Below are 24289 nucleotides of genomic sequence, written 5' to 3'. Positions count from 1 at the left end.
TCCTCAGTCAGTCGATGTTGAATTGAACGGGAACACGGAAGGTCATCTGCGCGCGGTTCATGCCGGGCGGAAAGGGGGGGAAGGGGGCAGCACCGCGCGCCATCGCAAGGGCCGCTGAATCGAGCACGGAATAGCCTGACCCATTGGTGATGCGCGCCGAGGTCAATTGCCCCGAGGCGCTCACCGTGAAGGTCAGCACGGCGGTGCCCTCCAGTTCCTTGGCGCGCGCCGCATCGGGATAGCGCTTGGCGCTTCTCAGCCGGGCCAGAATCTTGCTCTTGTAATTCTGTTCCGAAGCCTTGCCATCGGTCGAGCGGATGCTGCCGGTCGAACCACGCCCCGCCGCCAACGCCGCCGTCTGCTTCGCCGCCTGTTTCCGCGCCTCGCGCGCCGCCTTGGCCTGTTCCTTTTTCGTAACGGCGCGGGCGGTGTCCTTGCGCTCCGGCGCTTTTTCCTTCTTCTTCGGCGGCGGCGGGGCTTCGGCCTTCTTCACCTCTTGCGGCTGCGGCCTGGGGTCTGGTGGCTTTTGCTCTGACGGCCTGGCGGTCAGATCTGGTGGCTGGAGAACGGGCTTGTCTGGCGCGGGATCAATTTTTGCCCCGGCGATTTTGGTGACTTCGGGCGGAATGGCAGGTTGCGCACTGGCCAACCTGTCGCGTTCCGCGAAGACGGGCGGCGGCGGCGCAACCACGGCCTCGCTGACATCGGCCATCAACTGTTCGACGGCGGTGGTGCTCAAATCGGGTGCCGCATCGAGCGGCACCGGCAATTCGGGCACCGGCAGCTCCACAGGCTTCTCAGCCTGCGCAGTCTTTACGGGGGCGGGCTCTTCCGCCTTGGCGTCTTCCGACGTCATGTCTTCCGTAGGCTGAGGATCGATCTCGGGCGTATCCGGCGGGTCGGCCTCCGCCTTCGTCATGTCCATGGGCTCGGGTGTTGCAGCCTCGGGCGTGGCCTCAGCTTCAACCGGCTGCTGCTCCTGTGTGGCGGCGGCGTCGATCACCATTTCAAGATCGACGGCGATCGAGGGAATGTCCTCAACCTTCTGCTCGGGGAGAGCAGCGACATGCGCCGTCACGGCCCCCAGCACACCCAGATGCAGGACGGAAGAAAAGATCAGGCCGCGGCCGATCTTCATGGCGTCACGGGGTCAGGTTTTGGCGCCGCGATGAGTCCCACACGCGTAAAGCCCTGGCTCGTCAGCCCTTCCATCACCTGCATGATTTTTTCATACGGCACGTCGCGGTCGGCGCGCAGGCGCACGCGCTCAGCCCGCTGCTCTTCCGGCAGCGCCGCGAGGCTGTCTTTCAGTGCCGCATCGGCCACCGGCTGGTCGCCGAAAAAGATGCCGCCGTCCCTGCGGATGAAAATGTCGAGCGGCTTCTGCTGCTCGGGCGGCAGTTCGGAAAGCGCCGCCTTGGGCAGTTCCACCGGCACGCCCACCGTCATCATGGGTGCTGCCACCATGAAGATGATCAGCAGCACCAGCATCACGTCCACGAAGGGCGTGACGTTGATCTCGCTGTTCAGGCCATCGCCCGAAGCATTGTCCTGAAGGATGCTCATGCGGCCTCCTTCAGCGTGATGCCGCTGCCCTTCAGCGCAGCCTCGCGCGTCAGGCCGATCATGATCTCCTGCCCAAACTCCTGCAGGATGTTGACGGAGCCATTCACCTGCGCGGTGAGCCTGTTGAAGAACACGGCGGCGGGAATGGCGGCGAAGAGGCCAATGGCGGTGGCGAGCAGCGCCTCGGCGATGCCCGGCGCCACCACGGCGAGGCTGGTGTTCTGGCTGGCGGCGATGGCTGTAAAGCTTGCCATGATGCCCCACACGGTGCCGAACAGCCCCACGAAGGGGCCGGCTGATGCCACGGTGGCGAGAAAGGGAAGGCCCATGCGGCGCTTCCGCTGCACTTCCGCCAGCACGAGGCGGAAGCGGCCTTCAACGCAGTCCTTGATGAGGCTGCTCCACGGCGCACCCGAAGCTTCGCGCGTCATGGCGCCCAGAAGCCTGGCGGCGGCGGAAGAAGAGGGTCCGGAGCTTTGCCCGTTCTGGAAACGGGAGATGAAAGACCGGTCGGCGCGGGCTGCGAGGCCCAGCGCCAATGACTTTTCGATGATGATGGCCCAGGAGGCGAGCGAGGTCAGGACGAGGCCGATCATGATGGCTTTCACCACCGGATCGGCCTGCCAGAACATATCGAGATGGCCCGTTATGTTATGCGTCCCGTTCTCCAACGCCTGTGCCTCCTAGCCGCCCAGCCGGGTGGTGAGCGTGAACAGGAAGGTGCGGCCCGGCGAGTTCGACGAGTCGAGATAGGCGCGGTAGTTCTCATCGAAGATATTGTCGACGTTGAAGCCGAGCTGCAGGTTCTCGTTGTAATTATAGTTCGAGAACAGGTTCACGACATTGTAGGCCTCGCTGGTGGGCGAGCCCGCGGGCACACGATCCTGCTTGGCCACCGCGAACCAGCGGGCGCCGAAGGTCGCCTTCTGGTCGAAGGCGCGGAAGCCCACCGTGGTCACCAGCTTGTCGGCGGGCACGGTGTCCAGCCAGTCGCTGTCGGTGCGGTTCTTGCCGCGCACCATGCTGCCGGCGATGCCGGCGAAGAATACGCCCGCGTCATAGGCCACTTCGCCCTCGATGCCATAAAGCCTCGCCTTGGCGATGTTCTGATACTGATATTCGTTCAGCACCGGATTGTAGACGCCGCCGATATAGTCGGAGACATTGTTGCGGTAGACCGAGGCGCGCATGGTCAGCGTGTCATCGGTGAAGAGATTGCTGAACGATCCAGTCAGGCCCGCTTCGAGATTGTGTCCCACTTCCGGCTTCAGATCCGGATTGGGCACGAAATAGAACACGGCCGGCGGCGGATGCATGCCGCTGATCAGCGTTTCGGTGATGGCGGGGGCGCGATAGCCTTCGGCGTAGCTGCCGTAAAATTTGAGGCCTGCCAGCGAGGTGTCCTCGAAGGGCTTCAGCACAGCCATGGCCTTGGGCGAGAAGCGCGAGCCGCTGCTGTCGGTGCCGCCGCCTTCGAGCTCATAGGTGTCGAAGCGCCCGGCGCCGGTGATCTCCAGCCATTTGGTGATGTCCACCTGGTCCTGCACGAATGCGCCGCCCACGGTGCGCTTGCCCGATGGCGTGAAGAGATCGGCGGTGCCCGCCGGATCGACCACCTTCACCTTGTCCTGGAACACGTCGGCGCCCACGGTGAAGGTGTGCTTCAGCCAGCCGGTCTCGAAGCGCGATGTGTTGTAGACGTCGGTGCCATAGGTATCGATGTTGAAGTCGCGGGTGTTGCCGCTCACGATCGCTTCCTGGCTCTGCTCCGTGCTCGTCCAGTAGGCGCTGGCCGTCAGGTTGAAATAGGGATTGCCGTTGCCATCCCAGTTGTATTTGGCCGCCAGCGTGTCGGCGTCTACCGTGTTGTCGTAAACGGTGGTGGTGCCATTCTTGAAGGTGTCGTGGTTCTTGATATAACTGATGTCGATGCGCTGGCCGTTGCCGGGCGTCAGCGTGCCCTTCACGAGGCCGGCGATGATGTCGCGGTTGGTGTTGTAGACGCGGTCGCCATTGCCGTCCTTGTAGCTGCCGTTGTCGCGCACGATGATGTTGCCGAGGAGGCCGCCATATTCGCCGAGGCGCACCGCGGCGATGGTGCTGCTCAGCAGCGAGTCGCCGTTGGTGCCATAGCGGAAGCGCTGCTGGATGGCGGCGTTCTCATCGGCATGAAGAAATGACAGCGCATCGATGGTGTCGAAGGAGACGACACCGCCGATGGCGCCCGAGCCATAGACATTGGCGATCGGCCCGCGCGTCACCGTCACCTGCTGCATCATTTCAGGCTCGAAGTAGAACATGCCGTTGGCGTTGTGGCCGCTCCGCTGGAAGTTCTGGCGGGCGCCGTCGATGGTCACGGCAACACGGCCGAAATCCTGCAGGCCGCGGATGTTCACGGCGGTGGCCGGGTCATCCGGGTTCTGGTCGGTGGCGACGCCCGGCATCGGGTCGAGCACATCGCTCACCGTCTGCGACGCGTCACGCTCCATCTCCTTGCGGGTGGTGACGCTGATGCCGCCCACGGCATCGTTCAGCGCCTTCTTCACCTTGTCGATGGTGACGGTGATGACGTCGAGATCTGTTGCCTCATCGGCGCGCGCAGCAGATGCGCCGGCGATGAAAACGGTTCCGCAGAGCAGTGCCCGCGTGAATGTGGAAAAACGCATGAAGCCCCCAAGAGAAAAAAACCTGCATTTGGGCTGGCTTCGGGCGGCACGCGCCTTCGCTGGCAGGCCGGGAGCGTTTTCTCCCGGCATTCGACGCTTGACTCCTACTAATATCCGACTTAATTAGTCAACTACTATCTGTCGTTTGCTAACACATTGAATTCGTTCGGAGCTAGCTGATTGCCACGTTCCGCGGCACGGAGTCCGCTATGCTTGTCAAAACCAGCGACGTTTATGAGCCTCATCAGCAGCAGGAGCCGCGCGAGACGCCAAAGGCTGCTGCCGCCGTTCCCAGCTATTCCAGCCAGGCGCTGTTTCACGGCCAGAAGGAAATCCTGATCGATCATCACGGCTGTTCCTACCGGCTGCGCATCACCCGCTCGGGCGGCATGATCCTCAACAAGTAGGCCTGTAGTCATGTCTTCGCCTTCCGTGCTGTCGCGCCGCCATGTTGTGTCGGCGATCCTGTCGATCCCTGCGCTTTCCGTTGCGGCGCGCGCGGGGACCATCACCGATTTCTCCGGCCAGCCGGTTACCGCCACCGGCGTCGAGCGGATCGTGTCGATCGGCAGTTCGGTGACGGAGATCATCGTCGATCTGGGCGCTGCGAAGAAGATCGTGGCGCTTGATACCACCAGCGTCGCCGTGCCTGGCGCGCAAGGCCTTCCCGACATCGGCTATCTGCGCACGCTGTCGGCGGAAGGCGTGCTGTCGCAATCGCCGCAGCTGATCTGCGCCACCAATGAAGCAGGCCCGCCCGGCGTCATCGACACGCTCAAGCAGTCGGGCATTCCCTTTGCCATCATTCCGCACGTCCCGACCGTCGAGGGCATCCTCAGCAAGATCGCGCTGATCGGAAAGCTGCTCGATGCGGAGAAAGAGGCCGCGACGCTGGCGGCCGATGTGCAGCAACGCGCCTTAGCCCTCAAGGAGCGCGTTGCGAAATTCGCGGGCGCCAGACCCAAGGCGCTGTTCATCCTCAGCCTCGCCGATGGCCGTTTGCTGGCTGGCGGCGCCGCCACGGGCGCTGACTCCGTCATCACCATGGCGGGCGGCGAAAATGTTGCCTGCTCGATCAACGGCTACAAGCCGCTCTCCACCGAGTTCCTGCTCGAGAATCCGCCCGACGCCGTCATCATGATGGGCGGCACGGGTCTCGCGCCCAAGGTGGATGAGGTGTTCCAGAATCCCGCGCTTGCGCAATCGCCGGCGGCGAGGAACAAGGCGCTGCGCGTGTTCGATGGCGCGGCGCTGCTGGGCTTTGGCCCCCGCACCATCGCTCAGGCCGAAGACCTTGCGGATTTCCTGCACAAGGGCTCTCCGGCGTGAGCATCGCATGGGCAGGTGCGGCCCAGCGAAGCCGCGCCGCCTCGGTGTGGCTGGTCGCGGGGCTGCTCATCGCTGCGCTGATCGTGGCGATGATTTCTTCTCTTTTTACAGGTGCCGTGGCGATCAGCCCGTCGCAGGTGGTCACCGCCATTTTCGCGCCCAGTGAAGCGGGCGCGCGCGATGCCGCCATCATGTGGGCGGTGCGCCTGCCGCGCACCTTCATGGCCATGCTGGTGGGCGCGTGCCTTGGCGTGAGCGGCGCGGTGATGCAGGGCCTGTTCCGCAATCCGCTGGCCGATCCGGGGCTGATCGGCGTGTCGTCCGGCGCAACGCTTGCCGCCGTTTCAACCATCGTGCTGGGGCAGAACATCTTCGGCATGGACGCCACGCGCTTCCTGCCCATCACCGCCTTCATCGGCGGGCTGGCCGTCACGCTGCTCCTCTATGCGGTGGCGACGCGCGATGGCCGCACCTCGGTCAGCGTCATGCTGTTGGGCGGCATCGCGGTAGGCGCACTCGCCATGGCCGTCACCGGGCTTCTGATCTTCATCGCCAGCGAGCAACAGCTCCGTGAACTGACGTTCTGGAGCCTCGGCAGCCTTGCTGGTGCAAACTGGACAAGGCTCGGCAGCATCGCGCTCTGCATCCTCATCGCCTGCGCCGCCCTGCCGCTTCTGATGAAGACGCTGGACCGCCTCGCGCTGGGCGAGGCCGAGGCGCGCTACATGGGCGTCAATGTGGAGCTCAGCAAGGCCGCCGCCATCGGCGTCACCTCGCTGCTTACGGGCGCTGCGGTCGCGGTCAGCGGCACCATCGGCTTCATCGGCCTCGTGGTGCCGCATCTGCTGCGCATTTCCGTCAGCCCGTCGCACCGCTTTTTGCTGCCGCTCTCAGCCTTGCTCGGCGCGCTCTTGATGCTGGCGGCGGATCAGATCGCGCGGCGCGTCGCAGCACCGTCCGAGCTTCCCATCGGCATCGTCACGGCGATGATCGGCGGGCCGGTCTTCATGTGGATCCTTCTCAAATCAGCGCCGGACCGGGTGTAAAGCGATGATCGAGGCACAGGGCGTCAGTTTCAGCCATGGCTCCGCGGTCGTCGTCCGCGATGCCAGCATCTCGCTCAAGGCGGGGGAACTCACCGTCGTCGTCGGCCCCAATGGCGCCGGCAAAAGCACGCTGCTGAAACTCTTGGCCGGCCAGCTCATGCCAACGAAGGGCAGGGTGGTGATCGAGGGCCGCGATCTTTTGCACTGGAACGCCGCCGATCTGGCGTCGCGCCGCGCCGTGCTGTCGCAGGCGGTCACGCTCTCCTTCCCCTTCACCGTTACCGAGATTGCCGAACTGGCCCTGCAGCATCTTCCCGCCGCGCGCCGCCAGGCGATTTCGAGCGCGGTGCTGCATGAGCTTTGCCTCGATGGCTTCGCGCCGAAACTGGTGCAGCAATTGTCGGGCGGCGAGCAGCAGCGCGTGCATCTGGCGCGGGTGCTGTGCCAGCTCCGCGCCCAGTCGCATCACGGGCGGCAATTTCTCTTCCTCGACGAGCCGACATCGAGCTTGGACATCAAGCATCAGGTGGAAGTGCTCGACATGGTGCGTCGGCGCGTGTCGGAGCAGCTTGGCGCGCTGATCGTGCTGCATGACCTGAACCTCGCCGCCTCGCTCGCCGACCGGCTGATCATCATGCGCGATGGCGGCATCATTTCCGATGGGCCCCCATCGGCCACCATGACGCCGGAACTTTTGTCGGAGATTTACGGCATCGGCATGCGCAAGATCGATGTCGGCGGCAGGCCGCATTTCGTGCCCGGCCCGCTCACCTCGCGCGCCACGATGCGGGCGGCCATTCCCTTCTGCCACTGGTGGCGGCGTCACCGGTTCAGGGGCGCAGCCTGAGCTCCAGCAGCAGCGCAATGTCGCCGTGATAGCGCGCCAGACCCCTGTCAATGAATCCCATCTTGCGGGCCAGCGCGAGGGACGCCTCATTCTCCGGCGCGATCATGCAGGCAACCATATCTCCCGCGAGATTGGCCTTCGCCCAGTCAAGAATGGCGGTGAGCGCCTCGGTGCCATAGCCCTTGCGGTGATGGCGCGATGAGAGAACCCAGCCCATCTCCGGCGTATCGCCGAAGGAAGGCTCCATGTCGCGGCGGTAATTGGCAAAGCCCGCCTCGCCGATGAAATCGCCCGCCTTGTCCTCGATCGCCCAATAGCCAAAGCCGAGCACGTCCCAGTGGCCGATATAGCGCAGCAGGCGGCCCCACGCCTCCTCGCGCGTGGCAGGCTTGCCGGTGATGTGGCGGTAGACTTGCGGCTCGCTCCACAGCGCCTGCACGGCGTCGTGATCGCTGCCACGATGCGGGCGAAGGCGCAGCCGTGCGGTTTCGATCACCGGCGCTGTCATGGCGTGTCGAGCGTGAATTGCAGCAGCAGCGTGCGCTGGAGTGCTACGTTGAAATTGTCATCCGACACGATGGTCAGGCGCGTCTCGCCGTCCCGCTGGCACACGCTCAGGCCCTCCATGTTGTCGATGGCATAAAGCGGCGCCGCGCCTTCAAACACCGGCCTTGGCTCGACGAGGCTACCCATGGCGATGCCCTTGGGGTCGAAGCGCCGGATCGCCATGGCGGGGATTACATCGGCCGACAGCGCGCGTTCGAGGATCAGCACATCGCCATCGGGCAGCAGCGCCGCATCGGTGATGGCGAAATCGCCGTTGGCCCTGATGGTGAAGGGCACGGTCTTCCATGATTTCCACAGCCAGCCGCGGATATTGCCTTTGGCATCGCGGAAACTTTCGGAGAGCGCCATGTCATAGCCCGCCCATGGGCCGTAAGAAAAATGCACCAGCCCTTCAAGCTCATGGTTGAAGGGCGCTTCGGTGATCGATTTGGGCGAGGGAAAAATCTTCATCGGCGCATTGAGGCCCTTCGACAGGTCATAGGCGCCAATGCGCGGGCTGCTCTCGAAGCCGACGTGATATTTTCCATTTCCGAGACTTGCCAGCGCCTCGGCATCGCTGGTGATCTTGAAGCGGAAGGGCTTGCCCTTCTCATCCAGCATCGGCGCCCATTGCACGTTGGAAAGGCCCGCCAGCTTGCCATCGGCATAGGTCAGCGACGCACGGAACCAGAAGCCGCCATCGCTCACCGCCGTCAGCGTGCTGCAATCGGGCGAGAGCGAAAGACCGGACAGCCCCCCGAAGCTGCTGCCGTGGCCCACCAGATGAAACCCGCCGCGCCACGTCAAACCGCCAAATTGCTCCGTACCCGGAATTTTACCGAAAGCCGGCAGCGGCTTTGTCTCGATGGCCAGCGGCCCGGCGTTCGCCGCACCCGCCAGCAGCATGAACAGGCTGGCGAGGAAATGCCTCACGCCAGCGCGCGCTTGGCCGGTTTCTGCGGCTTGGGCGCCACGCGGGGTTCCGCCCGTGCATTCTCGGCGAAAAGTTCGGCCAGCTTCTCGGTCATGGCGCCGCCCAGTTCCTCGGCGTCGATGATGGTCACGGCGCGCTTGTAATAGCGCGTCACGTCATGGCCGATGCCGATGGCGATCAGCTCCACGGGTGAGCGGTTCTCGATGTCGGCGATCACCTGCCGCAAATGGCGTTCGAGATAATTGCCGGAGTTGACCGAGAGTGTGGAGTCATCCACCGGCGCGCCATCGGAAATCACCATCAGGATGCGCCGCTGCTCAGGCCGTGCGAGCAAACGGTTATGCGCCCAGATCAGCGCCTCGCCGTCGATGTTTTCTTTCAGCAGCCCCTCGCGCATCATCAGGCCAAGGTTGCGCCTGGCCCTTCGCCATGGCGCATCGGCGGATTTGTAGATGATGTGGCGGAGATCGTTGAGGCGGCCGGGGTTGGCGGGCTTGGCCGAAGCCAGCCAGCGTTCGCGCGCCTGGCCTCCCTTCCACGCCTTGGTGGTGAAGCCCAGAATCTCGGATTTCACGCCGCAGCGTTCCAGCGTGCGGGCCAGAATATCGGCGCAGGTCGCCGCCACGGTGATGGGCCTTCCGCGCATCGAGCCCGAATTGTCGAGCAGCAGCGTCACCACCGTGTCGCGGAATTGCGTGTCCTGCTCTTCCTTGAAGGAGAGCGGATGCATGGGGTCGATGATGATGCGCGTCAGGCGCGCGGCATCGAGCACGCCTTCCTCGAGATCGAAATCCCAGGAGCGGTTCTGCTGCGCCATCAGGCGGCGCTGCAGCCGGTTGGCCAGGCGCGCCACCACGCCCTGCAGGCTCGCCAATTGCTTGTCGAGATAGTTGCGAAGCCGTGTCAGCTCCTCGGCATCGCAAAGGTCTTCGGCGGAAATCTCTTCGTCGAACTGGTTGGTGAAGACCTTGTAGAAATCCTCATTCGACATCGAGGAGAAGGGAAGCTGCGGCCGCCACGGCTCCTCGCCGTCCGATTCCTCATCGCCCTCTTCGCCATCGGGCTGCTCGTCGGTCTCCATCTGGCGGGCGTCCATTTCGGCGGCTTCGGTTTCGCCTTCGGCGTCCTCAAGCTCCTCCATGGCCTGCTGCTGGCTTTCCTGCTCCTCGCCGTCCGGGCTTTCCTGCCGCTCGCCCGCATCGGGCTCGGCCTCGTCGCTGTCATCGCTGTCGCTTGACTCGTCCGGGTCGTCGCCCAGCTCATCGCTCATGTCGAGGGCGGCGATGATGTCGCGCGTCACGCGGCTGAAGGCGGCCTGATCGTGGATCGAGCCGTTAAGATCGACAAGCTGCTTCGCCGCCTTGTCCTCGATCCATTGCCGCCAGAGTTCGACAAGGGGGCCAGCGGATTGCGGCGGCGGCGCGCCGGTCAGCTTTTCGCGCACCAGCAGCGCCACGGCGTCTTCGAGCGGCGCTTCCTTGCGGTCGCTGTAGCGCGTCACGTCCTTGCGGCGGTAGCGTTCCTCCAGCATGGCGCCGAGATTGGCGGCCATGCCCGGCATGGCATTGGCGCCCAGCGCCTCGATGCGCGCCTGTTCCACCGCCTCATAAACGGCGCGGGCATTCTTGCCCTGCGGCTGGTAATGCGCGTGCACCTTGTCGGAGTGGTTGGAAAGCCTCAGCGCGAAGCTGTCGGAAAGCCCGCGGGTAATCGCCAGTTCCTTCGCCGTCATCGTGGCGGCCACCTGCGGCAGGCGCGCCTTGTTGCCGGAAAGGCCCGGCTGGTCGGTGCCGAAGGTAACGGTCAGTTCCGGATCGTCGGCAAGCGTCTTCATCGCGATCGTCAGAACGCGCTTGAAGTCGCCAGATGGCTGGTCCTTCTCGGCGGCCATCGGCTTGGCGCTTAGGCCACGGCGATGTGGGCGGAGCTTTCCGGCAAGTCCTCGCCGAAGCAGCGCTGATAGAATTCGGCCACCACGGCGCGCTCCAGCTCGTCGCACTTGTTGAGGAAGGTCACGCGGAAGGCAAAGCCCACGTCGCCGAAAATGTCGGCGTTCTGCGCCCAGGTGATCACCGTGCGCGGGCTCATCACGGTCGAGAGGTCGCCCTGCATGAAGGCGTTGCGGGTGAGGTCGGCCACGCGCACCATGTTGGAAATCGTCTTGCGGCCCTTCTCGGTGGCATAGCTCTTGTTCTTGGCCAGCACGATCCCCGCTTCCTGCGCATGCGGCAGATAGTTCAGCGCGGTCACGATCGACCAGCGGTCCATCTGCGCCTGGTTGATCTGCTGCGTGCCGTGATAGAGGCCGGTGGTGTCGCCAAGGCCGATGGTGTTGGCGGTCGAGAACAGGCGGAAGGCCTGATGCGGGCGGATCACCTTCGACTGGTCGAGCAGCGTCAGCTTGCCCGAGCTTTCGAGAATGCGCTGGATCACGAACATCACGTCGGGGCGGCCCGCATCATATTCGTCGAACACCAGCGCCACATTGTGCTGATAGGCCCAGGGCAGGATGCCCTCGCGGAATTCCGTCACCTGCTTGCCATCCTTCAGCACGATGGCGTCCTTGCCGATCAGGTCGATGCGGCTGATGTGGCTGTCGAGGTTGATGCGGATGCACGGCCAGTTGAGGCGCGCCGCCACCTGCTCGATGTGGGTGGATTTGCCGGTGCCATGATAGCCCGTCACCATCACGCGGCGGTTGTAGGCAAAGCCTGCGAGAATGGCGAGCGTGGTTTCGCGGTTGAAGAGATAGTCCTCGTCGAGATCGGGCACATATTCGCTGGTCTGCGAATAGGCGGGAACCTCGATATTCGACTCAAACCCGAACAGTTGCTTCACCGACACCTTGGTGTCGGGCATGCCTGTCAATTCGCCATTGGCCTTTGCGTTCATGAGACCTGTTTTTCCCTCTGTGCGGCGCGGTTTTAGACGGTCAAACAGCGGCGGGCAAGCGCCGAGCTTGTTCAGCAGAAGCCGCTGTCGCGCAAATGGTCATAGGCCTGGATCACGGCCTTCAGCGTGTCTTCATTGGCTCTACTTCCGCCATTGGCGTCAGGGTGAAGCCGCTTCACCAGTTTCTTGTATTGTGCCTTTACGGTTTCGGGCGTTGCCGTGTCGTCCAGCCCCAAGGTTTGCAGGGCTTTCAATTCAGTGTTGCGCAGGGCGCGGCCCGAAGGATGGCGGCCCGCCTGTTTTTCGCCCACGCCGTTGAGATCGAAGGGGTCCTTCGACATGTTCACGGCCTTGCGACGGATACCCGAGACATTGGCGAAGGAATTCTGCCCCATGCGCCAGGTGGGGCGATGGCCGGTCTGGGCGTCCTTCTGGAAGCCCGCCACCTCGTCGTCCTTCATGCCCTGAAAATAATTGTACTGCTTGTTGTACTGCTGCACATGCTCGGTGCAGTAGTTGAAGAACTTGCCTTCATTGCCGCGGCCCATCGGCGCCTTGTGGGGGCCGGGGCGCGGGCAGCCCGGCCAGTCGCATTGCGGCACCGTGGCGCGCTGCTTCTGCTCGGCGCTCGGCTTCACGCGGATCTTGTCGAAATATTTTGAATCGAGCTTCATCGCGCGAGTATAAACGCCCAGACCTTAATCTTCCACCGCTTCATGCGAGTCCCTCCTGCAATGACGCTCGGCCCCGTCGGACAAAAGATCGCAGCCCGCCTCACGGCGGCCTTCGCGCCTGTCGACCTCATGGTGATCGATGAATCAGCACAGCATCATGGCCACGCCGGGGCGCATCCACAAGGCGAGAGCCATTTCCGCATCAAGATCGTGTCTGAAGCCTTCAAAGGCAAGACCCGCGTGGAACAGCACCGCATGGTGAACATGGAACTGGCGGAAGAACTGAAACACCGCGTCCACGCCCTGGCGATCGAGGCCAAAGCGCCCTGATCGTCTTCGCCCCGCTGCCGCGGGGCGAAGACAATAAGCGCATGTTCCCTCCATCTGTCACCCCGGCGAAAGCCGGGGCCCAGACTTGGCCGCCAGCGTGCCGGTTGAAAGTCTGGCTCCCGGCATCCGCCGGGATGACAGAAAAATGCGGGGAGGGAGACGTGAGTCTCACCCGCTCTTCTCTTCTCCGGCCTCGCGCTTTAACGGCGTCACCTTGATCTGCGTCACCTGATGCCTCCGCTTTTTCAGCACCTCGAACTGGAAACCGTGGAAGTTGAAGGCCTGGCCGATCTCCGGGATCATCCGCGCTTCGTGGATGACGAGACCAGCAAGCGTCGTCGCTTCCTCATCCGGCAGCGTCCAGTCGAAGGCGCGGTTCAGGTCGCGCACCGGCACGCTGCCTTCGATGATATAGGATCCGTCCGGCTTGGGCCTGACGCCCGTCGCCACCGCGTCATGCTCGTCCTTGATGTCGCCGACGATCTCCTCGATGATGTCTTCCAGCGTAATCAGCCCCTGCACCTCGCCATATTCGTCGACGACGATGGCGAAATGCACCTTGCGCCTCAGGAAGGCGTTGAGCTGGTCGGGAATGGCGCGCGTATCCGGCACGAACCACGCCGGGCTCAAAATGTCCTCGATCACCACCCTGGACGCATCGCCGCCCGCCTTTTGAAGCGCCGCGAACAGGTTCTTGGCATGCAGTACGCCGACGATGTTGTCGGGCTCGTCCTTCCACACGGGGATGCGCGTGTGGCCGCTTTTCAGAACCTTGGCGACGATCTCGGAGGCGGGCTCGCTGCCGTCGATCAGCGTCATGCGGGTGCGGTGAACCATGAGGTCTGAGACTTCGAGGTCCTGCAGATCAAGGATGCCGCCCAGCATGTCGCGGTCTTTCTTCACCACCGCGCCCTCTTTGAGATGCAGGTCGATGGCGCCGCGCAGTTCGTCATGGGCGGAGAGAACGTCCTGGCCGCTCGCGATGTCGACGCCAAAGATGCGGAGCGTCACCTTGACGATCCATTCCACCGCCATCACCAGCGGCCCGAACACCGCAACAATCACCCGCACGATGGGCGCCACGCGGATGGCCGATGTGTCGGGATAGGCGATGGCATAGGTCTTGGGCATCACCTCGGCAAAAATGAGGATCAGCACGGTCATGATGGCCGAGGCAATGACGGCGCCGGTGTCGCCGAACATCTTGACGAGCACGGCGGTGGCCAGCGCCGAAGCCGTGATGTTGGCGACATTGTTGCCGAGCAGCAACGCGCCGATCAATCGTTCGCGCATGTTGGTGAGCGCCAGCGCCATGGTGGCCCTGCGGCTGCCGCGGCGCTCGATTTCGGTGAGTCTCGCGCGCGAGGTGGCGGTGAGGGCGGTTTCGGAGCCTGAGAAAAATGCCGAGAGAATAATGAGGATCAAAATGGCGGCGGCGGTGAAGCCGAGATCGAGACTCATCGCTGTTTCATGTCCTCCTTGAGGAATTGCGTCACGGCTCCGGCATCCACATCGCGGGCGATGAAGGCATCACCGATGCCATGCGCGAGAATGAAGGTGAGAGTGCCGCTCACCGCCTTCTTGTCCTGCCGCATGATGTCCACGAGTTTCTCCGGCGGCGGCAGCGCACCCGGAATCTGCGAGGCGTGAACGGGAAGGCCGGCCTCGCTCAAATGCTTCGCCACGCGCTCCGCCGTGCCCTCTCGGCAAAGGCCCTGACGTTCGGAAAAGCGGAAGGCTTGCACCATGCCGATCGCAACGCCTTCGCCATGCAGCAGGCGCTGCGAATAGCCGGTTGCAGCTTCAAGCGCATGGCCAAAAGTGTGGCCAAGGTTGAGCAGCGCCCGAACGCCGGTTTCGGTTTCATCCTCCGCCACGATGTTCGCCTTCATCTCGCAGGAGCGGCGGATGGCATGGATGCGCGCCTGTGAATCGCCGCGCATGATCTGCGGCGCGGCAGTCTCGAGCCACGCGAAGAACGAGGCATCACCCAGCAATCCGTATTTCGCCACTTCCGCATAGCCCGCCGCCAGTTCACGGGGCGGCAACGTGTCGAGAAGCGACGCATCGGCGATCACCGCCAGCGGCTGGTGAAAGGCGCCAATGAGATTCTTTCCATGGGCCGAATTGATGCCGGTCTTTCCGCCCACGGAGGAATCGACCTGCGCCAGAAGCGAGGTCGGGATCTGGATGAAATCCACGCCGCGCCGGAGAATGGCGGAAGCAAAGCCCGCCAGATCGCCGATCACCCCGCCGCCAAAGGCGATCACCCGGTCACGGCGCTCCACGCCCGCCGCCAGCAGCCCGTCGCAGAGTTCGGCCAGATATTTATAGCTCTTGGTGCCTTCGCCCGGCGGCAGCACGATCGCCGTGCTGGCGATGCCTTCCGCCGCAAGCGATACCTCCAGCGCAGCAAGATGCGCCTTCGCCACATTCTCATCCGTCACGATGGCAGCGTATGGCCGCTTCAGCAGCGGGCGGATGATCTTCCCCGCCTCTTTCAGCAGGCCCTCGCCGATTGCGATGTCATAGCTCCGCTTGCCCAAAGAGACGGGCACGGATTCGCGGCGGGGATGGTCAGTCATGTTTCTCAAAGCGGCTCCAGCCGTCCCATTGGGCCAGCGCCCGGATCACGTCATTCACCATGTGGCCATGCTGCACATCACGGCTCTCCACCGTCACATCGGCCTGTCCATAGACGGGGTAGCGCGCCTCGATCAGCTTTTTCATGACGGCCTCGGGATCATCGGCCTTGAGCAACGGCCGGTCCTGCCGCTTCATCACCCGCTTCATCAGCAGGGGAAGCGGCGCGTTGAGCCACACCGAGACGCCATTGTCCTGAATGCGGGCCCGCGTCTCATCATTGATATAGGCGCCGCCGCCGGTTGCCAGCACCTGCGCGCCATTGCCAAGGAGTCTTGCGATCACCCGCCGCTCACCCTCGCGGAAGTAGGGCTCGCCATGGTCGGCGAAGATTTCGGAAATGCTCTTGCCCGCCGCCGTTTCGATTTCATGGTCGGCGTCGACGAAATCGAGTTTCAGCTTTTCGGCAAGCCTCCGGCCCACGCTGGATTTACCCGCCCCCATCAGCCCCACCAGCACGACCGAATGCCGCCCCAGGCGTTCCCGCACGGCTTCGGCCTCCCTGGCAATCGATCGGCGCGCCATTTTCCCCATTCCATGAACAGCGCGCGGTTCTATCGCTTCGGGCAGGGCTCCGCAAAGACTTTCAGGATCAGGCGGTTCGCGGTATCCTCTGGCGATGGATAGGATTCGATGCCGGACACCGTTCGCTTTCTGTTAATCATCGCGTGTTTGGGTGGCCTTGTTTATGGAACCGCCTGGGCGCTCTCCTCCTATCCGCCCGAGCAGACGGAGATCGTGAAGCCGCTGCCGCATGACAAGCTCCGCCCCAAATAACCCGCGCGATGCAAGGCTGGCCCAGCGCTTTCTGGAGATGATGGCCGCCGAGCGGGGTGCTGCCAAGAACACGCTTGCCGCCTATGGCCGCGATCTCGATGATTATGACGCCTTCCTCACCCGCGCCGGTAAGAGCCTGAAACAGGCCTCGCCCGATCACATCCGCGACTATATGGCGGAGCTCGATACGCAAGGCATGGCCCGCTCCACGGCAGCGCGCAAGCTCTCGGCCATCCGGCAGTTCCACCGCTTTCTGCTGGGTGATGGCCTCTCTCCGGATAATCCCGCCACCGCCATCGACAGCCCGCGCATCGGCCGCCCGCTGCCGAAGCTGATTTCAGAGGACGAGGTCAAAGGCCTCATCGCCGCCGCCCGCGCCCGATTGTCTAAGAAACAGGGTAAAGCCCGGCTTAAAACGCTCCGCCTCGTGGCGCTGCTCGAACTTCTCTATGCCTCGGGTTTGCGCATTTCCGAACTTGTGGGATTAACCATTGCGGCAGTTTCCGCCGAACGCGACTTCATTCTGGTGAAAGGCAAGGGGGGCCGCGAGCGTCTGGTGCCCATCTCCAGCGCCGCTGAAACAGCGGTTTCGGCCTGGGTGAAGGCGCTCCGGGCGGAAACCGATGACCCGCCCAAATGGCTGTTTCCGTCCTCGGGCGCTCAAGGCCATCTCACCCGCCAGCACGTGGCGCTGGAGCTCAAGGGGCTGGCGGCCGAAGCCGGGCTCGATCCGTCACGGCTTTCCCCGCACGTGCTGCGGCACGGATTTGCCAGCCATCTGCTCGCCGGCGGGGCGGATTTGCGCGCCGTGCAGCAGATGTTGGGCCATGCCGATATTTCCACCACCCAGATCTACACCCATGTGCAGGCCGACCGGCTGCGGAAGGTGGTGGAGAGCCATCATCCGCTGGCCAAGAAAAGTTGACTTTGCCCGGCGCGACCGCCACTTTCGCGCCCAACCTGACAGGCAATTGAGTTTTCATGGCGTCCTATCTCGATTTTGAAGCCCCCGTCGCTGAACTGGAAGGCAAGATCGCGGAATTGCGCGCGCTGGCGGCCTCCGACAAGACCATTTCGATTGCTGATGAAGTCTCGGCGCTGGAAAAGAAGGTCAACAAGATCCTGTCCGATCTCTACCAGAACCTCGATCCGTGGGACAAAGCCAAGGTGGCCCGCCACGAAGAGCGCCCGCATGCGGTTGATTTCGTGGGCGGATTGATCACCGATTTCACGCCCATGGCGGGCGACCGCGCCTTCGCCGAGGATTTCGCGGTGATCGGCGGGCTGGGCCGCTTCAATGGCCAGCCGGTCATGGTGATCGGCCAGGAAAAGGGCAATGACACGGCCAGCCGCCTCAAGCGCAATTTCGGCATGGCGCGCCCGGAAGGCTATCGCAAGGCCGTGCGCCTCATGGAAATGGCCCAGAAATTCAACCTCCCCGTCATCACCTTCGTCGATACGGCAGGGGCATGGCCCGGCATTGACGCGGAAGAGCGGGGCCAGGCGGAAGCGATTGCCCGCTCCACCGATTGCTGCCTGGGATTGGGCGTGCCGCTGGTGTCGGTCATCATCGGCGAAGGCGGTTCCGGCGGCGCCATCGCCATTGCCACGGGCAACACGGTCCTCATGCTGGAACACGCGATCTACAGCGTGATTTCGCCCGAAGGCGCTGCCTCGATCCTGTGGCGCGATTCGGCGCGCGCCAAGGATGCGGCAACCGCCATGAAAATCACCGCGCAGGATCTGAAAAAGCTCGGCGTGGTGGATGAGATCATCAAGGAGCCGGTGGGTGGCGCCCAGCGCGGGCGGGCGGAGGTGATTGCCGCAACCGGCGAGGCGATCGGGCGGACGCTCAAGGCGCTCAGCGGTCTTTCGGGCGATGTGCTGCGGACGCAGCGGCGGGAAAAGTTTCTGGCGATTGGCCGAAGCCTCTAGAACAGGCTGAAATACTCATTCACGCGGGTATAGAGTGAAGCGACTCCCGAAGTCGTGTCGACCAGCACCGGCACCAGTGCAATGCCCAAAATAGACGCAATCAAGGCATATTCGATGGCCGTGGCGCCATCCTGATTTTTGATCGCAGCGCGGATATTGCAGATCAGGGCTTGCACGGCGGATACGCTCCCAAAAGCGCCGGGTCTCAGTTTTCCGGCTGTGGGCAATAGACCACGGCGCAAATCAAGGAGGCGTTAAACATCGTCTCCAATTCGTCGCAATTTATTTATCATCTCGTAAACCATCCCATCGGCACGAGGGCAGGCATGAAAAATATCTTGGTTAACAGGCGCGGCATGCTCGCCGGTTTCGCAGGCGCTGCGGCTCTCGCAGCCACCGCCCGCCATGGCATTGCGCAGAATATTCCGCTGCTCCGCGCGGTCAGGCGCACGCTCGACGTGAACGGAAAGGCGGCGTCTGTTTTCGGCCTCATCGGCCCTGATGGAAGGCCCGGCCTCGATTTCCAGTTTGCCGAACCGTTCCGCGCCCATCTCCAAAACGAAACCGGCCTCGAGACGCTCATCCATTGGCACGGGCTTACGCCGCCCACGGGCCAGGATGGCGTTCCCGATATTTCGCAGCCCGTTTTGAAAGACGGTGAAAGCTACGACTATCATTTCGGCAACACCCGTACCGGCACGCATTTCATGCACTCGCATGTGGGCCTGCAGGAGCAGCAGTTGCTGGCCGCCCCGCTCATCGTGCGCGAGACGAAAGAGCCGGTCTTCGACGAGCAGGAGCATGTGGTGATCGTCCATGACTTCACCTTCCGCGTTCCGGCGGAGATTCTGGCGGAGCTGCAGAAGGGTGGCGGCATGCACGCGCACCACACCATGACCGGCGGCACCATGGATCATTCCAAGATGCCGGGAATGACCATGCCGATGCCCGGCATGGAGATGCTGAACGACGTCGCCTTCGATGCCTTTCTCGCCAATGACCGCACGCTGGCCGACCCTGAGGTGGTTCAGGTTGAGAAGGGGGGCCGCGTGCGGCTGCGCATCATCAACGCCGCCGCCGCCAGCAACATGTGGATCGATCTCGGGAGCCTCACGGGCGAACTCATTGCCGTGGATGGCAGCGCCGTGCGTGCCGTGGCGGGCAACCGCTTTCCGCTCGCCATCGCGCAGCGCGCCGACATCCGCATTCTGTTGCCGCCCGAGGGTGGCGCGTTTCCGATTCTCTTTCAGCCGGAAGGCCTGACGTCCCGCACCGGCATCGTGCTGGCAACATCGGGCGCGAATATCGTCCGCGTGGCTGCTGATGCTGAAAAAGCCGCCGCGGCGCTCGATCTCTCTTTCGAGAAATCATTGCGCGCCGTGGGCCAGCTCCCGCCCGAACCGGTCACCCGCACCGAAATGCTCATGCTCACCGGCGGCGAGCAGAACTATCAGTGGGGCCTCAACGGCAAGCCGTCGATGCATGACACGCTGTTCACCGTGCGCCAGGGCGAGCGCGTCGATCTCATGATGCACAACATGACCGGCATGGCGCATCCCATGCATCTGCACGGCCATTATTTTCAGGTGGTGGCGGTAAACGGCGAGAGCATCAAGGGCGCCATCCGCGACACCGTGCTGGTGCCGCCGTCAGAAACGGTGACCATCCGCTTCGACGCCAACAACCCCGGCACCTGGGCGCTGCATTGCCATCACCTCTATCACATGAATTCCGGCATGATGGGCGTCATGGCCTACAGCAGCGCGGCGTAGCGTTCTTCGTCTTCCCCTCCGCGCCAGCGGGGGGAAGAAGGGAACCCATCGCGTGAGCGATGGGGGAGAAGAGGGGCACCCGGTCTCTTTGTGAGAACATCCGTTGGCCCCTCTCCTCCCCGTTGCTGCCGCAACGGGTCCCGTCCCTGCCGCTACGCGGCGCTCGCGAGGGCTCGCCCTCTCCCTCTCTGGAGGGGTGAGGACGTTCCGCGCAGGAATGGCAACGTAATTAAATCCGAAAGGCTTAGCAAAGCAAGCCTGTTCGGCGTTTTTACTTACGCATAGGCGCCGTGGCAGTGTTTGTATTTCTTTCCCGAACCGCAGGGGCAGAGGTCGTTGCGGGCCACCTTGCCCCAGGTGGCGGGGTTCTTGGGATCGGCCTGCGGGCGCTCGCGCGGTTCCGCCGCCATCAGCAGGCCGCCTTCGCCCACGTCATCGTCGCCGGTGATCATGTTGATGTGGTGCGCCTCCATGCCGGGAAGCTCATCCTCGTCCGGTAGCATTCTTCCGGATTGCGCATCTGGATTTCGACGCGCATGAGCTGGCCCGTGGTGTCCTCGCGGAGCTTGTCCACCATCGTCTCGAACAGCGTATAGGCTTCGGTCTTGTATTCGTTCAGCGGATCGCGCTGTCCGTAGCCGCGCAGGTGGATGACCTGCCTGAGATGATCGACGGTGATGATGTGCTCGCGCCAGAGATTGTCGATGGTGCGCAGCAGGATCGCCTTCTCCACCTGGCCCATCACGTCGGGCGTGAAACGCTCGCGCTTGGCCAGATAGATTTCATCGGCGGATTTGGTGACGCGCTCGGCGATCTCGTCGTTGGCGATGCCTTCTTCCTTGGCCCATTCGTCCACCGGGAAATCAATGGCGATCACCTCGCGGAGCCGGTTCCTCAGGCCCTCGGCGTCCCACTGTTCGGCATAGGAGTTCTCGGGGATATGGGCGGCGACCAGATCCTGCACCGCGTTGTGGCGCATGTCGTCCACGGTCTCGGCCACATCGGTGCCGTTCATGATGCCGATCCTCTGCTCGAAGATCACCTTGCGCTGGTCGTTCATGACGTTGTCGAACTTCAGCAGGTTCTTGCGGATGTCGAAGTTGCGCGCCTCCACCTTCTGCTGCGCTTTCTCAAGCGCCTTGTTGATCCACGGATGGACGATCGCCTCGCCTTCCTTGAGGCCCAGCGTCTTCAGCATCGTATCCATGCGCTCCGAACCGAAGATGCGCATGAGGTCGTCTTCGAGCGAGAGATAGAACAGCGAGCGGCCGGGATCGCCCTGGCGGCCGGAGCGGCCGCGCAGCTGGTTGTCGATGCGGCGGCTTTCATGCCGCTCGGTGCCGATCACGAACAGGCCACCGGCACTCAGCACCTTCTGCTTGTTGGCCTCGATCTCGTCCTTGATCTTGTTGGTGCGCGACTTGCGCTCGGCCTCGTCGGTCACGTCGGCGAGTTCGGTGGCGACGCGCATGTCGAGATTGCCGCCCAGCTTGATGTCGGTGCCGCGGCCCGCCATGTTGGTGGCGATGGTGACGGCGCCGGGAACGCCCGCCTGGGCAATGATCGTCGCTTCCTGTTCATGGAAGCGGGCGTTCAGCACATTGTGCGGAATGTTCTTCTGCGCCAGCAATGAGGCGAGCAGTTCGGACTTTTCAATCGACGTCGTGCCCACCAGAATCGGCTGGCCGCTTGGCGCGCGCCTCGTTGATGGTTTCGATGATCGCTTCATATTTCTCGCGCGCCGTGCGGTAGACCTGATCGTGCTCGTCCATGCGGGCCACCGGCACGTTGGTGGGGATTTCGAGGACATCGAGCTTGTAGATGTCCATGAACTCTTCCGCTTCGGTCGAGGCCGTGCCGGTCATGCCGCCCAGCTTGCCATAGAGGCGGAAATAGTTTTGGAAGGTGATCGAGGCGAGGGTCACATTCTCCGGCTGGATCGCCACATGCTCCTTGGCTTCCAAGGCCTGGTGCAGGCCATCGGAATAGCGGCGGCCCGGCATCATGCGGCCGGTGAATTCGTCGATGATGATGACCTGATCGTCCTTGACGATATAATCCTTGTCGCGCTGGAACAGCTTGTGGGCGCGGAGCGCCTGCTGCACGTGATGCACGATGGTGACGTTCTCGGCGTCATAGAGATTGTCGCCTTTCAACAAGCCCGCCGCGCCCAGCACCTGCTCCAGATGCTCGTTGCCCTTTTCGGTGAGCGTGCAGGAGCGCTGCTTCTCGTCGAGCTCATAATCTTCCGCCGTCAGCGCGGGGATGAACGTATCGACGGCATTGTAGAGGTCGGACTTGTCATCGACAGGCCCGGAGATGATGAGCGGCGTGCGCGCCTCGTCGACGAGGATCGAAGTCCACTTCGTCGACGATGGCGAAGGCGTGGCCGCGCTGCACCATCTCCTCGAGGTGATATTTCATGTTGTCGCGGAGATAGTCGAAGCCCAGCTCGTTGTTGGTGGCGTAGGTCACGTCGCAGGCATAGGCCTGGCGGCGCTCTTCGTCCGAAAGGCCATGAACGATCACGCCGGTGGTGAGGCCGAGGAAGCCATAGATCTGGCTCATCCAGCCGGCGTCGCGGCGGGCGAGATAGTCGTTCACCGTCACCACATGCACGCCGTTGCCGGCCAGCGCATTGAGGTAAACGGCGAGGGTGGCCACCAGCGTCTTGCCTTCGCCGGTTTTCATTTCGGCGATCCGGCCTTCATGCAGCGCCATGCCGCCGATCAGCTGAACGTCGAAGTGGCGCTGGCCCAGCGTGCGCCTGGCGGCTTCGCGCACGGTGGCGAAGGCGGGCACCAGAATGTCATCGAGCGTCTTGCCCGCTGCGAGCTGCGCCTTGAAATCAGCCGTGCGGGCTTTCAAATCTGCGTCGCTCAGCGCCGCCACCTCCGGCTCCAGCGCGTTGATGGCGTCAACGCGGGGCTTGTACTTCACGACCTTGCGGTCATTGTTGGAGCCGAAAATCTTCGAGGCGATCTTGCGCAGTCCGAGCATGTGATTCGTTCCTAAGTCTGGGCGGGGCGCCCTGGGTGGCCGGTACATAGTCAACTTGACGTGCCGGAGCAATCAGGAGGCCTGGTCAATTTCCCGAAATGGCGCTGTGAAAGTGGCTTTTCAATGTGTTGCGCCAGAGCAACAGGCGGCGCAATCTCACACCCGCCCCTTGCGCCTCCATACGGGGCAGACCAATGTCCGCCCGAATTGGCACCCCCTTTTCCGGAGGCGTTGAGGCATATTCTTGCCTTGTTTTCCGAGCAAGCAGCGCAGCATCGGGCCTGGCGGGTTCGTCTGATCGGATTATTGACACGGTGGATTTGATGCTGCGCATCCGGACTCTCCTCTCCACGACCCTTCTTGCCGTTTCGTTGGGCACAGGCCTTCTCAGCCCCGCGCTGGCGCAGGATGTCGTCCCGGCAACCCCTGCCGACGACAAGACCATCGCCATCGTCAATGGCCATGAGATCAAGATTTCGGAAGTGCAGATGGCCACCGATGATATCATCGGCCAGCTGCCCGACCTGCCGCCCAAGCTGCGCTATCCCTTCGTGGTCGAATATCTGATCGAGCGCCACCTGCTGGCCCAGCTCGCCGTCAAGGAAGGCATCGCCGACACCGATGAATACAAGCGCCGCCTTGCCCTCTATCAGGCCAAGGCGCTGCGCGATGCCTATTTCTTCCAGAAAATCCGCCCGATGGTGACGGAGGAGGAAATCAAGGCCGCCTATGACAAGGAAGCCGCCAAGGTGGCGCAGACCGAGCGCATCCGCGCCCGCCACATCCTCGTCGGCACCGAGAAAGAAGCCGAGGACATCGAGGCCCGCCTCAAGAAGGGCGAGAAGTTTGAAGACCTCGCCAAGCAATACAGCCTCGACGGATCGAAGGATTACGGCGGCGATCTCGGCTATTTCACAGCGCCCGAAATGGTGCCGGCCTTCTCCAAGGCCGCTTTCGCGCTCAAGGTCGGCGAGATTTCGGAGCCCATCAAGACCGACTTCGGCTGGCACATCATCAAGCTGGAAGACCGCAAGATGGGCGCCGCCCAGCCTTACGACCAGGTGAAGGGTGCCATCCGCAACGTGCTGCTGCGCCAGAAGGTGCAGGATGTCATGGACAAGCTGCGTGCCTCCTCGAAGATCGAAATCCTCGATGAGGATCTCAAGAAATACGCCGAGGAAGCCGCCAAGGCCGCCAAGAATTTCAAGGACAACCAGGGCAACCAGGTGGTGACGCCGCCATCCGCCACCGACGGCAGCGACCCGCTGTCGGGCGATGATTCGGCCGGCAAGGGCGACCTGCAGATTCCGCAGCAATAACCAGCCACAGAAA

At 63.1% G+C, this 24289-nt stretch carries 23 protein-coding genes and 1 pseudogene; 10 read left to right on the top strand and 14 right to left on the bottom strand.

Annotated elements, in window-relative coordinates; genetic code table 11:
* Positions 1-7: 7 nt before the first annotated feature.
* Genes QM694_RS10575 through QM694_RS10560 form a run of 4 tightly spaced genes read right to left on the bottom strand, consistent with a single transcriptional unit; the run spans position 8 to position 4232 of the window.
* Complete coding sequence (locus QM694_RS10575) at positions 8-1138, bottom strand: TonB family protein (protein WP_415006898.1); 1131 nt, start codon at positions 1136-1138, stop codon at positions 8-10.
* A complete protein-coding gene (tolR, locus tag QM694_RS10570) occupies positions 1135-1566 on the bottom strand; it encodes a protein TolR (protein WP_415006897.1) in 432 nt (143 codons plus the stop codon). The genes QM694_RS10575 and tolR overlap by 4 nt, the downstream gene beginning before the upstream one ends.
* Complete coding sequence (locus tag QM694_RS10565; RefSeq protein ID WP_415006896.1) at positions 1563-2237, bottom strand: MotA/TolQ/ExbB proton channel family protein; 675 nt, start codon at positions 2235-2237, stop codon at positions 1563-1565. Before QM694_RS10565 ends, tolR begins: the two co-directional genes overlap by 4 nt.
* A gap of 12 nt (positions 2238-2249) precedes the next feature.
* The gene (locus QM694_RS10560; protein WP_415006895.1) at positions 2250-4232 is read right to left on the bottom strand and encodes a TonB-dependent receptor domain-containing protein; all 1983 of its coding nucleotides are present in this window, start codon (positions 4230-4232) and stop codon (positions 2250-2252) included.
* Positions 4233-4441: 209 nt separating this feature from the next.
* Between QM694_RS10560 and hemP the strand changes: the two genes are divergently transcribed.
* From hemP to QM694_RS10540, 4 genes are read left to right on the top strand one after another with little or no spacing between them, the layout of a single operon-like run.
* On the top strand, positions 4442-4639 hold the full coding sequence (hemP, locus tag QM694_RS10555; RefSeq protein WP_415006894.1) for a hemin uptake protein HemP: 198 nt from the start codon (positions 4442-4444) through the stop codon (positions 4637-4639).
* A 10-nt stretch (positions 4640-4649) separates the two neighbouring features.
* Positions 4650-5561, top strand: a complete 912-nt coding sequence (locus tag QM694_RS10550) for a heme/hemin ABC transporter substrate-binding protein (protein WP_415006893.1) — start codon at positions 4650-4652, stop codon at positions 5559-5561.
* The gene (locus tag QM694_RS10545; RefSeq protein WP_415006892.1) at positions 5558-6607 is read left to right on the top strand and encodes a FecCD family ABC transporter permease; all 1050 of its coding nucleotides are present in this window, start codon (positions 5558-5560) and stop codon (positions 6605-6607) included. The genes QM694_RS10550 and QM694_RS10545 overlap by 4 nt, the downstream gene beginning before the upstream one ends.
* 4 nt (positions 6608-6611) lie before the next feature.
* Positions 6612-7454, top strand: a complete 843-nt coding sequence (locus tag QM694_RS10540; RefSeq protein ID WP_415006891.1) for a heme ABC transporter ATP-binding protein — start codon at positions 6612-6614, stop codon at positions 7452-7454.
* Here QM694_RS10540 and QM694_RS10535 read toward each other — a convergent pair.
* From QM694_RS10535 to QM694_RS10515, 5 genes are all read right to left on the bottom strand, one after another.
* On the bottom strand, positions 7438-7962 hold the full coding sequence (locus QM694_RS10535) for a GNAT family N-acetyltransferase (protein WP_415006890.1): 525 nt from the start codon (positions 7960-7962) through the stop codon (positions 7438-7440). The two genes, QM694_RS10540 and QM694_RS10535, sit on opposite strands and share 17 nt — an antisense overlap.
* On the bottom strand, positions 7959-8933 hold the full coding sequence (locus QM694_RS10530) for an esterase-like activity of phytase family protein (RefSeq protein ID WP_415006889.1): 975 nt from the start codon (positions 8931-8933) through the stop codon (positions 7959-7961). Before QM694_RS10530 ends, QM694_RS10535 begins: the two co-directional genes overlap by 4 nt.
* The gene (gene cobT, locus QM694_RS10525; RefSeq protein ID WP_415006888.1) at positions 8930-10825 is read right to left on the bottom strand and encodes a cobaltochelatase subunit CobT; all 1896 of its coding nucleotides are present in this window, start codon (positions 10823-10825) and stop codon (positions 8930-8932) included. Before cobT ends, QM694_RS10530 begins: the two co-directional genes overlap by 4 nt.
* Positions 10826-10836: 11 nt before the next feature.
* On the bottom strand, positions 10837-11826 hold the full coding sequence (cobS, locus tag QM694_RS10520; RefSeq protein ID WP_415006887.1) for a cobaltochelatase subunit CobS: 990 nt from the start codon (positions 11824-11826) through the stop codon (positions 10837-10839).
* A gap of 71 nt (positions 11827-11897) precedes the next feature.
* The gene (locus QM694_RS10515; protein WP_415006886.1) at positions 11898-12500 is read right to left on the bottom strand and encodes a J domain-containing protein; all 603 of its coding nucleotides are present in this window, start codon (positions 12498-12500) and stop codon (positions 11898-11900) included.
* Positions 12501-12560: 60 nt separating this feature from the next.
* Here QM694_RS10515 and QM694_RS10510 point away from each other — a divergent pair, with 60 nt between their 5' ends.
* The gene (locus tag QM694_RS10510) at positions 12561-12830 is read left to right on the top strand and encodes a BolA family protein (protein ID WP_415006885.1); all 270 of its coding nucleotides are present in this window, start codon (positions 12561-12563) and stop codon (positions 12828-12830) included.
* A 168-nt stretch (positions 12831-12998) separates the two neighbouring features.
* Here the strand turns inward: QM694_RS10510 and QM694_RS10505 are convergent, their stop codons facing one another.
* From QM694_RS10505 to QM694_RS10495, 3 genes are read right to left on the bottom strand one after another with little or no spacing between them, the layout of a single operon-like run.
* Complete coding sequence (locus QM694_RS10505; protein WP_415006884.1) at positions 12999-14291, bottom strand: HlyC/CorC family transporter; 1293 nt, start codon at positions 14289-14291, stop codon at positions 12999-13001.
* Complete coding sequence (gene aroB, locus QM694_RS10500; RefSeq protein ID WP_415006883.1) at positions 14288-15415, bottom strand: 3-dehydroquinate synthase; 1128 nt, start codon at positions 15413-15415, stop codon at positions 14288-14290. The genes QM694_RS10505 and aroB overlap by 4 nt, the downstream gene beginning before the upstream one ends.
* Entirely contained in the window at positions 15408-15998 is a 591-nt protein-coding gene (locus QM694_RS10495) for a shikimate kinase (RefSeq protein ID WP_415006882.1), read from the bottom strand. The genes aroB and QM694_RS10495 overlap by 8 nt, the downstream gene beginning before the upstream one ends.
* Before the next feature lie 108 nt (positions 15999-16106).
* Here QM694_RS10495 and QM694_RS10490 point away from each other — a divergent pair, with 108 nt between their 5' ends.
* From QM694_RS10490 to QM694_RS10480, 3 genes are read left to right on the top strand one after another with little or no spacing between them, the layout of a single operon-like run.
* A complete protein-coding gene (locus QM694_RS10490) occupies positions 16107-16250 on the top strand; it encodes a histidine kinase (RefSeq protein WP_415006881.1) in 144 nt (47 codons plus the stop codon).
* Positions 16228-17175, top strand: a complete 948-nt coding sequence (locus QM694_RS10485) for a site-specific tyrosine recombinase XerD (RefSeq protein WP_415006880.1) — start codon at positions 16228-16230, stop codon at positions 17173-17175. Before QM694_RS10490 ends, QM694_RS10485 begins: the two co-directional genes overlap by 23 nt.
* Before the next feature lie 56 nt (positions 17176-17231).
* A complete protein-coding gene (locus QM694_RS10480; protein ID WP_415006879.1) occupies positions 17232-18185 on the top strand; it encodes an acetyl-CoA carboxylase carboxyltransferase subunit alpha in 954 nt (317 codons plus the stop codon).
* On the opposite strand, the gene QM694_RS10475 is transcribed toward QM694_RS10480, so the two are convergent.
* Complete coding sequence (locus tag QM694_RS10475) at positions 18182-18361, bottom strand: Flp family type IVb pilin (protein WP_415006878.1); 180 nt, start codon at positions 18359-18361, stop codon at positions 18182-18184. The genes QM694_RS10480 and QM694_RS10475 overlap by 4 nt on opposite strands.
* Positions 18362-18511: 150 nt before the next feature.
* Here QM694_RS10475 and QM694_RS10470 point away from each other — a divergent pair, with 150 nt between their 5' ends.
* On the top strand, positions 18512-19957 hold the full coding sequence (locus QM694_RS10470) for a multicopper oxidase family protein (RefSeq protein ID WP_415006877.1): 1446 nt from the start codon (positions 18512-18514) through the stop codon (positions 19955-19957).
* A 275-nt stretch (positions 19958-20232) separates the two neighbouring features.
* On the opposite strand, the pseudogene secA reads toward QM694_RS10470, so the two are convergent.
* Positions 20233-22957: pseudogene (gene secA / locus QM694_RS10465) on the bottom strand (preprotein translocase subunit SecA).
* 323 nt (positions 22958-23280) lie between these two features.
* On the opposite strand from secA, the gene QM694_RS10460 reads away from it, so the two are divergent.
* Positions 23281-24276, top strand: coding sequence for a peptidylprolyl isomerase (locus QM694_RS10460; protein ID WP_415006876.1), 996 nt, complete (start codon positions 23281-23283; stop codon positions 24274-24276).
* The last annotated feature ends 13 nt before the right edge of the window (positions 24277-24289 follow it).

The organism is Aestuariivirga sp., assembly GCF_047602625.1.
Classification (GTDB): domain Bacteria; phylum Pseudomonadota; class Alphaproteobacteria; order Rhizobiales; family Aestuariivirgaceae; genus Aestuariivirga.
Note: the sequence above shows the minus strand (reverse complement) of the source record. Positions and strands in the feature narration are given on the sequence as shown.